8 protein-coding genes are annotated in these 13,628 nt (G+C 44.1%); 3 read left to right on the plus strand and 5 right to left on the minus strand.

Annotated elements, in window-relative coordinates; translation table 11 throughout:
- Nucleotides 1-136 precede the first annotated feature (136 nt).
- Nucleotides 137-1,963, minus strand: coding sequence for a cation:proton antiporter (locus tag BM528_RS01910; RefSeq protein WP_071978422.1), 1,827 nt, complete (start codon nucleotides 1,961-1,963; stop codon nucleotides 137-139).
- 303 nt (nucleotides 1,964-2,266) lie between these two features.
- Here BM528_RS01910 and BM528_RS01915 point away from each other — a divergent pair, with 303 nt between their 5' ends.
- Complete coding sequence (locus BM528_RS01915) at nucleotides 2,267-3,019, plus strand: hypothetical protein (RefSeq protein WP_232230548.1); 753 nt, start codon at nucleotides 2,267-2,269, stop codon at nucleotides 3,017-3,019.
- Between the two features lie 178 nt (nucleotides 3,020-3,197).
- Here BM528_RS01915 and BM528_RS01920 read toward each other — a convergent pair whose 3' ends face one another.
- Both BM528_RS01920 and BM528_RS01925 read right to left on the minus strand, forming a co-directional pair.
- Nucleotides 3,198-5,108: a methyl-accepting chemotaxis protein gene (locus BM528_RS01920; RefSeq protein WP_071978424.1), complete on the minus strand. Its 1,911-nt coding sequence runs from the start codon at nucleotides 5,106-5,108 to the stop codon at nucleotides 3,198-3,200.
- Nucleotides 5,109-5,608: 500 nt separating this feature from the next.
- Nucleotides 5,609-7,807, minus strand: a complete 2,199-nt coding sequence (locus BM528_RS01925; RefSeq protein WP_071978425.1) for a M3 family metallopeptidase — start codon at nucleotides 7,805-7,807, stop codon at nucleotides 5,609-5,611.
- Nucleotides 7,808-8,091: 284 nt separating this feature from the next.
- Between BM528_RS01925 and BM528_RS01930 the strand changes: the two genes are divergently transcribed.
- On the plus strand, nucleotides 8,092-8,610 hold the full coding sequence (locus BM528_RS01930) for a YgjV family protein (protein ID WP_071978426.1): 519 nt from the start codon (nucleotides 8,092-8,094) through the stop codon (nucleotides 8,608-8,610).
- A gap of 48 nt (nucleotides 8,611-8,658) precedes the next feature.
- Here the strand turns inward: BM528_RS01930 and purU are convergent, their stop codons facing one another.
- Nucleotides 8,659-9,513, minus strand: coding sequence for a formyltetrahydrofolate deformylase (gene purU, locus BM528_RS01935; RefSeq protein WP_071978427.1), 855 nt, complete (start codon nucleotides 9,511-9,513; stop codon nucleotides 8,659-8,661).
- A 113-nt stretch (nucleotides 9,514-9,626) separates the two neighbouring features.
- Entirely contained in the window at nucleotides 9,627-10,283 is a 657-nt protein-coding gene (gene thpR, locus BM528_RS01940; protein WP_071978428.1) for an RNA 2',3'-cyclic phosphodiesterase, read from the minus strand.
- A 306-nt stretch (nucleotides 10,284-10,589) separates the two neighbouring features.
- Between thpR and hrpB the strand changes: the two genes are divergently transcribed.
- Nucleotides 10,590-13,286 (plus strand): ATP-dependent helicase HrpB, encoded by a 2,697-nt coding sequence (gene hrpB / locus BM528_RS01945; RefSeq protein ID WP_083595167.1) that lies wholly within the window; start codon nucleotides 10,590-10,592, stop codon nucleotides 13,284-13,286.
- Nucleotides 13,287-13,628 lie beyond the last annotated feature (342 nt).

Genomic DNA, 13,628 nt, shown 5'->3' on the forward strand with positions numbered 1-13,628 from the left:
CGACGTGACTTCGGTAAAACTCAAATAACAAAGCTCACAAACTAATGGGCACTGTTTCACGCGTTTTCCAGGGAGAGACCTCCTGCCGCTGGCAGGAGGTTTTCTTACTACATTTCTTTATACACTGCTTTGTCGCTTAGCCTTGCTCCGCTGACGCCTCCTCAGACACTGACACTCTTTCAGGCTCCACAAGACTGATAAGACGCCATCCCGGCTTAGGTTCAAGTTCTCTACCGTTAACAAAAGTAAAGCTCTTATTATCAGCATCTATGGCAATAAGTGGCGTCGCTCTATCGCCGTATTTGTGGATGTACTGCTCATAATCAAACTCTTCTGACAGTGGCGTTGTTTTTATCGTTGACTCCCTAGCCACGGCAGAGGCTAAATAGCCATACGTTACGCCTTCATCAAACAAGGTAAGTTTTTTTGCATACTGCTCACTAACTTGATGGCTAGGTCTCGTGGATTGTTCGTTGTTAGTCAGTGCCCAAACTTTGTCTTTTCCCAACGTATGCTCAAAGTGGTAGGCAATTGGCGGGTTAAGCTGCTTGTACGGTGACATAATAAGCACTGTGCCAATAGTCGATATATCTAGGTGGCGCGCTGCATGCTCTGACATAGGGTTGCCAAAGTACACAGGGATATCCATCATTCTGGCCTCGCGTATGGCATCCCAATTTGTATCTGTAACAATTACGTCGAGTTTCTGATTGATCATTTCAGCGGCTAGCATTCGATTAAATTTACTGCCACCGAATATTAAATATCCCGTTGGCGCTGGTGCCCGCACTTTAAGAAGAGTTGCTACCGTTCGCGCTGTTACACTTTGCACAACCACAGTGGCAATGATAACCATAAACACAATGGGCACTATGATACCAGCGCCCTCATAACCAATCTCTTCAAGCTTCAAGGAAAAAAGCGCCGACACTGCTGCGGCAACAATACCACGAGGAGCTATCCAACTTAGTAACGCTATTTCATTCAGCTTTAAGCCAGTGCCAATACTCGATATAAGAACAGACACGGGTCTTGCTACAAACATAATGGTGGCCAGCACTATCACAGAGCCCCAGCCAACTTCTGCAACTGAATTAAGGTTGAGTCGAGTGGCTAGCAAAATAAATAACCCAGATATCAGAAGCACACTCAGGGTTTCTTTAAACTCAAGAATATCTTCCACATCCACATTTTTCATATTTGCCATTACCATGCCGGTAATCGTGACGGCTAATAGCCCAGATTCGTGAGCAACATAGTTAGAGGCCGCAAAGACACCTAAGATAATTGTTAGAACCGCAGTGTTGAGAAGGTAGTGTGGGATCCAATCTTTGCGAACGCATAGCCCAAGGAAATAGCCAGATGCTAGCCCAAGCACAGAGCCTATGCCGATAGTTTTACCAAAAGCAATAAACGTCTGTGAGATTGCATTTTCTTGCGAGGCAACAATGAACTCGAAAACCAAAACGGCGAGCAGGGCGCCTATCGGATCGATAATTATACCTTCCCATCGAAGAATGTTAGCTAGGTTAGTATGCGGTCTTACCGTTCTTAGCATTGGAACTATCACGGTGGGCCCAGTTACCGTTACGATAGCGCCAAACAAAAACGAAAGCTGCCAAGTAAGATCCAAACTATAGTGCGCAACCGCAGCAGAAATAGCGCCGGTAATTAATACCCCAACGGTGCATAAGTTACGCACCATATTGCCATGACCGGCTATGTCTTTAAATTTGAGTGTAAGAGACCCTTCGAAAAGAATTATAGCAACAGACAGCGAGACTACTGGGAATAGAAGGTCGCCAAACAATGCGTCTGCATCGAGTACGCCAAAAACTGGCCCCACTAATATACCTGCTATTAACAAGGGGAGAATAGCGGGAAGTCGAATTCTATAGGCTAGGTATTGGCAACCAATAGATAGCAAACCAACAGAAACAAGAGAGAGCAAGGGGTCAGACACGATTATTTCCTTATTTACACCCGTTAATTCCGTAGCGATGCGTTACGTGCTGCTACTTTATTAATATTTGTTTATGGTTACGCTAGCACACAATGTTTAGACCAATACCTCATTACTTGCGATTTTTTGCAAGACGGATAAACAATATCTGATAACCTCATATAATGGAATGAATACGCTACATTGAGAATTCGTGTGAAATTAATCTTGGGTTTAACCTTCGCTTTTACTGCAACCGCACTTGTAAGTGCGTGCTCCTCGATTCCAGTGCCCTCGACTCCCTTAAATATTACTAAGACGATTATGCTCCCAAAAGCACTTTCGGAAACATCCGGGTTGTCTTGTGCCGACGACAATCAAATATTGTCTATTAACGATTCTGGAAATGCACCAGTGGTGTATAGCGTGAGTTATGATGGGACGATAACAGAAGAATTAGCACTATCGATCAGAAATAATGATTGGGAAGCCATTACCGCAGACGACGAATACTTATTTGTTGCAGACATTGGCAACAATAAAGGGCAGCGAGAACAGCTAGAAGTGTATAAGGTTAGTCGTCAAGACATCAATAATGTAACGCCCCTTGTTATAAAATATGCAGATAATAACCCTGCGGGTAATATTCCCTATGCCCATGATTTTGACGCTGAAGCTTTGGTAAAGAAAGGCAGTGAATTACTTTTATTTTCGAAAAGTTGGCGCTCTGGTAATACCCATATTTACCAAATCAATGATCGAGTTAATGAGGAAAAACTAGCGCAAATGCTCACACCTTTCGCATCAATAGAAGGGTTACCGGGTGTAGTAACGGGCGTCGATTATGACGCAAGCAAAAATCAATATGTGGTTGTAGGGTACAAGTCAGATCCGTTTGGAAATTTCGCAGCGTTTATGGCATCACTCTCTAGCACATTTGCGGTAGTGAATATTTGGCCGCTGGAAGGATACAAACAAGTTGAAGGGGTATGCGTAGATAGCGAAGGGGCTTACTGGTTCAGCGAAGAAGCCACTGAAGGGCGTGCTGCTTCACTTTCAAAAGCCCAGGTTTTATAGCAGCGATAGCAGCAACTTATACAAACCGTACAACAACTGTAAAAAAATCCCACAATACAACATAGCTTTTATACCAACACGTTGGCAATAATGCCCAGTTAGAGGAGCTCTCACATCAAGCACATTAGTGAGTCTGGCTTTCAGGTTAAAGCCAGACTCACACGAGAAAAGAGCAGTATTATATTTTAAATCGGTTAACCTCTACCGAGAGCGCCTTTGCAAGTGCATCTAATTTATCGCTAACGCTTACCAAAATATGTGTAGCGTTTAATGTCTCTTCGCTTGAGGCACTGATGTCATTAATATTGCGACTAATATCCTCAACCACTACAGCTTGCTCTTCAGTCGCAGTAGCTACCTGTGTGTTTACATCGTTGATAGTTGAGATCTCATGCGTGATTTTTTGCAGTAATACATCAATTTCGTTAGTTGCAGATACAACGTCGTCAGTCTTAGCGCGACTGGTTTCCATTTGATCTACAGCAGACTTGGAGTCTTGTTGAAATTTATCAATTTTCACCTGAATTTCGTCTGTAGCCTGTGCTGCACGTTGCGCAAGGGTTCTCACTTCGTCCGCTACCACCGAAAATCCTCTTCCGTGGTCACCGGCTCGCGCAGCCTCAATAGCCGCATTCAGCGCAAGTAGATTAGTTTGCTCTGAAATCCCTCGAATGGTATCAAGAATGCCGCCAATCGCTGCAGTATGCTCATCAAGAGACTGAATAACACCAGATACTGATTGAATCTGCCCTGATAAGTCTTGAATGGCCATAACGGCCTTTTGGGTTATTTGGCGGCCTGCAACAGAATTAGTATTCGCTTGATTTGCATTTTGTGCTGCATGGGTAGCAGATTGCGCCACCTCATTTACTGTGCTTCCCATTTGAGTTAAAGCCGCTGCTGCTTGTAGCGTTTGGTCTCGCTGGCTCTTGGTTGAAAGCTCAGTTTGCTGCGATTGTTGCGTTACGTCTGCAGCAGAGCTTTTAAGTGCCTGGCTCGTTGTAGCGACTTGAGTGATAGTGGCATGCAGATGACCAATAAACTGATTGAAACCCTCTACCAGTCTGGCAATTTCTTTTTGCTCGGGCACGGGAATCCGAGCCCGTAAATCACCGCCGCCTTGACCTAGTTGTTGAAAAATATCCGCCAGAGACTCTAAAGGCTTTGTGAGCGTTCCTGCTAACCAAATTCCGATCACAGCAAAACCCGCAGCAATAATGAGCGCCCAAATAATAATTTGTTGGCTACCTGCGTTTAGCGAAGCGTAAAGTTCGCTCTCTGGTACCTGAGCAACGACATACCATCCCGCCTTTTTCACATAGGTACTCGCAAACAGCATTTTACCGTTGCTTTGCTCGCTAGTGGCCATGGCAAAATCTTGCTTTGTAAGAAGCGTAGAGGCGGTTTTGCTATCACTTACAGAAGCCAGCTTGGCTTTACCCAATAAGCTTGTATCGGGGTGCGCAATCACAGTGCCCGAGCCATCAACCAAATATACAAAGCCTGTTTGTGCAATCTTAACCGCATTGATGATAGTAAGTAACTCGTCTACCGATTTTGCAACGCCAGACATACCGCGACCGTTGACCTCCTGATAATTGGCAAACAGTCGATAGCCTTCGCCTGGCTCGTTATATAAGCTCAGCGAAATAGGCTCACCGCTGTCTTTGTAGGCAAAAAACCAACCGTCAAATTCATCATTTTTTAATGTGCGTAAAAAGCCGTCTTGATTCCAATATTTGTAGGTGTTTCTATCTACAAAAGAAGCAACGGTGAGGTCGTTAAAATTCACTATGTTGTTGAGATAGCTCAGCAACCTTTGCTCGCCATTTCTGTCGGCACCCGCAGCCGACCATGCGAGAATATCTGGGTTCGACGCTATGCCATGAGCTACCGTTAGCATTACGCTTGCTTCACTATCAACCCGGTTGCCAATTTGTTTAAGGAGTGCAGGAAGTTGCAGGGTTTCCATATTCTCTTTAACGAGATCTCGTGCAATCCATTGGCTAATGGAACCAACTAAAATGGATGCTGCTAACACAGCAACAATGAGAGAAATAATGAGTTTTTGTTTAATACTGAAAGTCATAGCTTTCGACCACGTAAGTTAATGCTGAAAAAGTGACGTGGCATTGAGGCATAGCAACGTCCGAATGAAAACAGCGCTATTTGGCTGATTACACTATGCAGTATTCTTATTATTTTGCCGCACAGATTTTTTTAAAGCTGTCGAATAGAGAATATCGACCAGTGTCCGCTAAAGTTAACCTTAAGTGGTAACAATATCAGGCTCGTAATTGTGCGGCATAATTGACCATAGGGTCAATGAAAAAAGCCGCCCTATTTGGCTGTCTCTTGATCACAAGTCGATATCAAGAGACAGGGCTAGCTCATAGCCTTCAAGGATGGTTTGCAGTTTGAACCATCCTTGCCATATGACTTTCAAATGAGTTAAGTGAAAGATCTGATCAGAGTTGGAAGGAAGAGTTCAAAAAAATCCCCACTAATTACTTAGTAGGGATTTGTGTATAAGAGACAGCCCTATTTGGCGGATTTGTAAGCGGAATGTGACCTTTGTAAACAGGTTGTTTATTGGTCGCTGTCTGATGGAATTGGAAAACCTCTGTCGCGCATTAGTGCATCAACTTTTGCGTCTCTTCCACGGAATTTGCGGTAGGCCTCACCTGGATCCATGGCATTGCGTACAGAGAATAAGTATTTCACTAAACGCTCACCTACTTCTTTATCGTAGAAACCGCCCGGCGCTTCCATAAAGGCTTCTGCTGCATCTGCTGTCAGCACTTCTGCCCACATGTAGCCATAATATGCAGCAGCATAACCTTCGCCCGAGAAAACATGCCCAAAGTGTGGAGAACGGTGACGCATCACTATTTCCTCAGGCATATCTATTTTCTTCAGCTCTTCGCTTTCAAATGCATCTGGCTCAATCTTGCTTGGGTCAGTTGTATGATACTTCAGATCCATGATAGCAGAAGCCATATACTCAGTGGTTTTGAAGCCTTCGTTGAACGTAGATGCTTTCTTAATCTTTTCAACAAGTTCAGCAGGGATAGGCTCACCAGTTTCATGATGCACAAGGTAGTTATTGATCACTTCGTCTGTGGTTAACCAACGCTCAAGAAGTTGCGACTGAAACTCTGTGTAGTCTCTAACGCCAGAGTGTGACGATGGATACTTCACGTCTGCCGATAAGAAGTGAAGGGCATGACCGAACTCGTGGAAGTACGTTTCAGCGTCATCGAAAGAAATGAGTGTAGCTTCGCCTTCAGCACCCTTTACGAAGTTAGAGTTGTTTGAAGAAAGAACGGTCTTCTTACCATCGAATGTTGTGTATGAGCGGTAGGTTGTTGCCCATGCGCCCGAGCGCTTACCTTGACGAGAGAAGGGGTCTAGATACCACAAACCAATGTGTTCACCGGTGTCTTTATCGGTGACTTCCCACACTTTTACGTCTTCGTGGAATACTGGTACTTTTCCTTCCTCAACAGGAGTGAAGTTAAAATTGAAAAGGCGACCCGCTACGTAAAACATAGCCTCACGAAGTTTATCAAGCTGTAGATATTGTTTTACTTCATTTGAGTCTAAGTCATATTTCGCCTGGCGCACTTTTTCAGCATAGAAGCGGTAATCCCAAGGCTCAATCGTAATATCTGCGCCTTCTTCATTGGCAATGGCCTGCATGTCGGCGACTTCTTCTTCAACCCTAGCAATGGCTGCTGGCCATACTTTCATCATAAGGTCCATGGCGTTCTCGGGGTTTTTTGCCATACGATCTTCTAAGCGCCATTGAGCATAGTTTTCGTAACCTAACAGTTCAACACGCTCATCTCGCAAGGTCAGAATGCGTTTGATAATTTCGTTATTATCAAAGCTGTCTGCATTGTCGCCACGATTATAATAGGTACGCCATACTTTCTCGCGCAGGTCACGGTTTGTTGAATACGTTAAAAACGGGTCCATAGAAGAACGTGTGTTAGTGATGGCATATTTGCCTTCTTCACCACGAGATTCAGCCGCCGCTTTCGCCGCAGTAACAAACGAGGATGGAAGACCGTCGAGCTGGTCTTCTGTAATGTAAGTTACGTAATTTTCTTCGTCCGCAAGTACGTTATTAGAAAACTTGGTATGCAGGGTAGCAAGCTCTTGATTAATCTCGGCATAGCGTTTCTTCGCTTCACCATCTAGCGTTGCGCCATTGCGGGCAAAACGGTTATATGTCATCCAAGCAATACGCTGTTCTTCAGGCGTAAGCGTGTTTAACTCATCAGATTCGTAAACAGCTTTTACACGGGCAAACAGTTTTTCGTCTTGCGTGATTTTTGTCGAAAAAGCAGAAAGTTTTGGAGACATCTCTGCCTGAATTGCACGAAACTCAGGGCTAGATTTATTTGAACTCCAGATGCCGTAATAGGTAAATACCCGGCCTAGTTCATCACCAGCGCGCTCCATAGCAACGATTACGTTTTCAAACGTTGGTGGCGCCTCGTTATTGGCAATGGCATTAATCTCTTTTAGGTTTAACTCCATAGCTTTTTCAAGCGCAGGCTTCAAATCTTCCAGCGACATTTTATCGAATGCCGGTACGCCGCCGTAGGGGCCTTTGAATTCTTGTAATAAGACATTATCGAATTGTGCTGTACCTGAAGCGTCTGCAGTGCTTGTTTCTGGTACTGGCGCTACTGATGTTTCGGCTACTTTTTGTTCTGAACATGCACTTAATGCTACAACAACAGCCATAGCGGTAAGTGAGGCTTTAAATTTTCCCATGATACTTCCTGTCATTTGTTATGTTTTTATATCGTCGTATTGCTATATGACTTCGACGTAACCCCATAGTAAGGCAATGCAAATATAAGATAAATGCTCTTTACCGTAATTCGTAGGCCTATCGCGGTTTAAACGGCAAATTCGCAGCACGGCGAAGGCGTATGTAGTTCGTCGAAATTGATTAATTTTTGATTGGCATTTTGAATGCTAAAAATTACACTTCGCCGGTAAAAATCTCTGCCGTTAAAAACCTTTTTTCTTCTTATTTTTATGAGTGAAGCGCGATGTTTGAATTTTTGTTACATGCTTTTCCGGTTGCGTTTGCCGTTGCCTCGTTTTGGTCCAACACAGAACGCAAGTTGCTGCTGTTGAATCTGGGTCTTTGTGTGGCCATTGGTTCATTACTGGTATTTGAGCAAGCGTGGGGAGGAGCAATCGTTATTACGGTGGCGGGATTAAGTACCAGCTATCGTCTAATAAAACAGAAACTGCTGTCACCTATTGCCACTTATATAACGCTGATATCTATGATGTGCCTTGTGTTAACGGTGAACAACCTAACGGGGAAAACGTCATTTATTGAAACCATGCCTGTATTTACGTTTATGGCGTATCGTTTCGGTGAGCTTCACTGCAAAGAGGCGGGGTTAAGAATTTGCATGATAGTGGGGTCGTTAAACTTTACTCTGTACGGCATAGTAACGGGTACCTGGGGACTGGCTATTACAGAAGCGCTATTTGCGTTATCCAACCTGTGGTATTACATGAAACTCAGACGCGCAATGCGTGTGAGTCCGGTGTAACAAAAGCATAGTTAAAGGAGGCTAGATTGCCTCCTTTAAAATGAACGTTTACGCAAATACCACGGTTTTGTTTCTGTGAATAATGACACGGTCTTCTAAGTGGTAACGCACACCGTGAGCAAGAGCGGTGACTTCACAATCTTTACCTTTGCGCACCATATCTGCTGCATTATCACTGTGGCTAATTCGCTTTACACTTTGCTCAATAATAGGGCCTTCGTCTAAGTCTTTAGTAACGTAGTGACACGTTGCACCAATTAATTTTACGCCACGGTCGTAGGCCTGTTGATATGGCTTCGCGCCGGCAAAGCTTGGTAAGAAACTATGGTGAATATTAATTGCTTTGCCCTGCAACTCTTGGCACAGCGTATCGGGGAGTATTTGCATAAAACGTGCAAGAACAGTTAGGTCAATTTTGTATTCTTGCAGTAACGTTTTAATTTGAGCAAATGCGGCTTCTTTTCCCAAGGCTTTAAAGTCTACCCAGTGGAAAGGGACTTTATACCAGTCAGCAAATTGTTTCATTTGCGGGTGGTTTCCAATAATGACGGGGATGTCACAGTACAATTCACCCGTGTGCCAACGGTGAAGAATATCGACTAAACAATGGGACTCTAAGCTAGCCAGAAGCGCAACTCGTTGCTTTTTCGATGAATCAGTAAACTTCCAATTCATCTGATATTCGTTGGCAAGAGGAGTAAATTCTTTCACAAAACTTTCGGCATTCAGCGTAAGCGTACTGGCACCAATTTCATGGCGCATGAAGAAACGGCCTGTTTGCAGATCGGTATGATGACTTGCCTCTACTATAGTGGCGTTATGGTCTGCTAAGAACTGAGAAACACTGGCTACAAGACCAACCTGATCCGGACAATCTATGACTAATTTATAAGTTTGTTGCATTGATAAAAGGAGACTTCGATAAAGGTTGACCCCTTTTTACCTGTCAACGATAGTGATGTAAAGAAATTAGCGCACCAATGGTCTGGTAAGCCTTGACTATAATAATGAATACCCTACTCAGTGATCCCTCTTCTGAGCTTTTCTCTAACAGACATACTGTATTCCAGTGACCAAGAATGGCGAATAGGATAGGTGACTCCCTGTGGTGTTGAAACCGACTCAAACAAGTGAAATGCGTCAACCTGAACATCAATGTTTGGCGAAAAAAGCGGAAGCGGCATAGCAGATGTCGCTTTTCGTACCATAGTAACGTGAGGTTTATATTCTTTACTGTCTATTTCTATTGCAGAACGTCTCGCACATTTGCGAACTTGTTTCGCTAAAGTCATGAGTGGCTTGGGAGGGGAGGTTGGCGAAGCAAAAAGTATTTTAGGGCCATTCCATACACCAACGTTATCGAGGGTAAATGCAAAAGGTTCTTCAGAGAGTGCATCTAACTCAGCTAACAGTGACTCATGTTGTCGGTGCGAAATGCTGCCTAAAAAGCACAATGTCATATGATAGTTTGCCGCTGGAACAGCGTAAGGTGCAGCTGGCTCGTTAGCGACAAAGTTTCCTTTGGCTTTTTTATCACGCTTTTTACCAGTAAAAGTACTTTCTTTACTTTTCACTTTTTGGCGAGGCATCACTTCTGGCATCGCCTTTTGCTGCCAACTTTCTAATGCTAACTTTTGTGTTGCACTTAAATCTAAACCTATGAAGCATCGCATATGTTGGTCCTCATCTGTTGGTCCTCATCATTAATACATGCTGCCGATATCTGTCCTGTCGCCCTAGTTGCACCTTTATAGTTACCAATTGATAACGGCAAAGGTTTACAAAATAGCAAAGACAGCAATATATGTTGGCGTAACCTAGCTAGGCTAATCGGCACAAACTATTGGAAAAACTGCGATAGAAATGAGCAACTTAAGAAAATCTGTAGAAAAGCCCAATTAGTCATGCCTATGGGTACACTTGCGGTGCATATTTAAGGTACATTGCCGATATCAGCTTGTTCTTCGTTACTAGGCGTTATGCATTCCAATTCATCAGATAGTTTGTCAAATCATTCGTCAAAGGCAGTGGCAAACAACCTTGCACATCTACCCGCCTTCTCTCTAGTAGAGTCATTATGCCGAGATATTCAAAAAAATAACATCGTTATAGGTGCTCCACCGGGGGCTGGTAAATCGACAATATTGCCTTTGGCGCTGTTATCCAGCGAGTTGAAAGGCAAGGTGTTGCTTATGCAGCCGCGACGAGTAGTGGTGAGAAACCTAGCCGGTTTTCTGGCAAAGCAGCTTGGTGAGCCGGTAGGACAAACCATAGGTTATCGTATTCGTGGTGAAACTAAGGTGAGTCAACAAACTCGCATAGAGTTAATCACCGAGGGTGTGTTAACTCGCATGATTCAACAAGACCCAGAGTTACAGGGTGTTGCAGTTATCATATTCGATGAGTTTCACGAACGAAGTATCCATAGTGACTTCGGGCTGGCGTTAGCCTTAGAAGTGCAGGCAGGACTTCGTGAAGACCTGCGACTTGTGGTGATGTCGGCAACTCTTCAACTTGAGCCGTTAAACCAGCTCCTTGAAGAGCACAGTCCAATCACGGTTAGTCACTTGAGTACAGAAGGTCGCGCGTATCCTGTGGAAGTGTTTTATGGTAAGGACACGCTAGCGAAAGATATTGTTAGCAATACTGTTTTGGCCATAAAAAATGCGGTGTCACGCCATCATGGAGATATATTGGCGTTTTTGCCAAATCGCGGTGTTATTAATGCAGTTGAGCGCGATATCGACATCATGAGCAGCCATGACAACGCGGTGGTTTTACCTCTTTATGGTGCACTGAGAAAAGCTGCCCAAGAGCGCGCTATATTTCCTGATGAGCACGGTCGTCGAAAAATTATATTAGCCACTAATATCGCTGAAACCAGTCTAACTATTGAAGGGGTTACCGTGGTAATAGACAGTTTGTGGGAAAATAGCGCTCAATATCACCCCTCTAGCGATATGACACAGCTTATTATGCAGCGTATTTCTCAAGCATCTGCAGTGCAGCGAACGGGAAGAGCGGGTAGGGTAAGCGAAGGCGTATGCTACAGGCTTTGCAGTAAAGAGAGCTTTGAACGTCTCGCCAAACACAGTGCTGCGCAAATTGAAAAAGAAGATATTACTGGTTTGTTACTCGATACTTACGCGTGGGGAAGCAGGCCAAGCGAGCTGGCGCTGTTAACGGCGCCTAGTGCTACTCAAGAATCTGTAGCACTTAAAAAGTTGCAGCGGCTAGGATGTGTCGACCAAAACGGAGCAATAACCAATTATGGTAAATCAATAGCCGAGCTTCCTTGTCAGCCTCATTTAGCAAATTTGCTCTTAACCTGTAAGCGGGGAGGTCGTGCTTTTGGTGAAGCCTCAATAAGTCAAGCCATGCAAAACGCCATGAGGCAAGCAGCGCCCTTTATTGTGGCACTAAGCGAAAGCACCGAACTAGGCCAACGTAATCAGGGGCAAAATAGCCCATTGGTAGGAGACACGCTTCGCGGGTTGAGTGCAAAAGATAGGGCGCAGCTTCTAAAGCTTGCAAGCCGGTTTGAACGCTTTGTTGGCCTAGAAAAAAACGGGCTCTCACTTTCAATGCTTGATGATGACGCTATTGGATTATGTATTGCCATTGCCTTTCCGTTACAGGTTGCTTATCTGCGCACAGGGAGCACGCAAGATATAAAATCGCTTCAGCAGAAAAGGCATAAACAAGGGCCTCATAGCAATACTGTATCTGCAGATTACAAGTTAGCAAGTGGAAAGGGAGCCACTATTGACAGCTTAACAGCCGCATCGCCGTATCAATGGCTAGCAGTTTTGCACGGACAGCATATCGACAATACAATAAAAATTCGTCTAGCCCAGCCTGTTTCCAATAGCTATTTGCGCGCTGTCTTTCCCAACGCTTTCAATGAGAAAAAACAAGTTCGGCTTAATCAGGCAACCGGTGACATGGAGGCAAGAACTATTACCGGTTTTTATGCAATAGATCTTGAGAGTAAACCTGTCTCGAAAGAGGAACGGGGAAAAAACAAATCTTACTGGCAGCAATCCACTGTCGAGGCATGGTTGAACTATTTGGAAGCGATACCGCTGAAAGAGTGGCCACTGTCCGATTCTGATTGGCAGTGGTGGCGGCGGGTAAAACTAGCTGCGAAGCACAACCTGCCTTTACAGCAAGGGTTTGACAGTGATGCTACTTGGCCAAACTCACTCAATGACCTTGTGCAGCATGCGAGGCAGTGGCTTTCAGAGCAACTTGCGAACTGCACTTCATTAAAAGCATTACAACGCCTTTCCTGGAAGACTGCATTGAGCAACGGCCTCACTTGGTCGCAACAGCATGCGCTAGAGCAAATGTTACCGACATCGGTAACTCTTCCAACCCAGCGAGAGGGTAAATTGGATTACAGAGAAAATGGAGATGTTGTCTTATCCGTAAAGCTCACAGAAATGTACTCACAATCAGTTCCTATCGTCATTGCTGGTGGGAAGGTTATTGTGATCTGCGAACTTCTCTCTCCCGCCGGCCGGCCGCTGCAAACAACCAGTGATTTAAATACATTTTGGCAGGGCAGTTACAAAGAGATACAGAAGGAAATGAAAGGGCGATATCCAAAGCACTTTTGGCCCGACGACCCTGCTATCGCTAAACCTACAAATAAGACTAAAAAGCGAATGTAACAATGTGGTTAAAAAGAACGGTTTAAGTATTTTAATGCATACTTTACTTTGTCTAATCTCTACTCGGTTGTTTATAAGTAATGCCTTATATATGACGTTTTGACGGTTTGAGTGCAGAATTGTCGCGTTAGAGAAGGGATAATTTCAAAAAAAAGCCATTTTTTGAGTGGAAATTTCATGCTGTGTCGCTATTGTCGTAAATGTATCAACTTTTTAATGATGTCTATTTCTAATTAGCTGGTAAAATATACTCTTAGCTAGTTTTTGCTGGCATTTGCAAAAGTTGTGGTGTTTTTATACGCAATTTATACGTATCTAATATGTGACTTGCCCATAAAAAGG

The sequence above is a fragment of the Alteromonas sp. RW2A1 genome, assembly GCF_001886475.1.
In the GTDB taxonomy this organism is placed as follows: Bacteria; Pseudomonadota; Gammaproteobacteria; order Enterobacterales; family Alteromonadaceae; genus Alteromonas; species Alteromonas hispanica.

What these genes read in the sequence shown, in the direction of transcription:
- thpR (WP_071978428.1), bottom strand. Translation starts at nt 10,283, where the DNA reads ATGCGATGCTTCATAGGTTTAGATTTAAGTGCAACACAAAAGTTAGCA.
- hrpB (WP_083595167.1), top strand. Translation starts at nt 10,590, where the DNA reads ATGCATTCCAATTCATCAGATAGTTTGTCAAATCATTCGTCAAAGGCA.
- BM528_RS01920 (WP_071978424.1), bottom strand. Translation starts at nt 5,108, where the DNA reads ATGACTTTCAGTATTAAACAAAAACTCATTATTTCTCTCATTGTTGCT.
- BM528_RS01915 (WP_232230548.1), top strand. Translation starts at nt 2,267, where the DNA reads ATGCTCCCAAAAGCACTTTCGGAAACATCCGGGTTGTCTTGTGCCGAC.
- purU (WP_071978427.1), bottom strand. Translation starts at nt 9,513, where the DNA reads ATGCAACAAACTTATAAATTAGTCATAGATTGTCCGGATCAGGTTGGT.
- BM528_RS01925 (WP_071978425.1), bottom strand. Translation starts at nt 7,807, where the DNA reads ATGGGAAAATTTAAAGCCTCACTTACCGCTATGGCTGTTGTTGTAGCA.
- BM528_RS01930 (WP_071978426.1), top strand. Translation starts at nt 8,092, where the DNA reads ATGTTTGAATTTTTGTTACATGCTTTTCCGGTTGCGTTTGCCGTTGCC.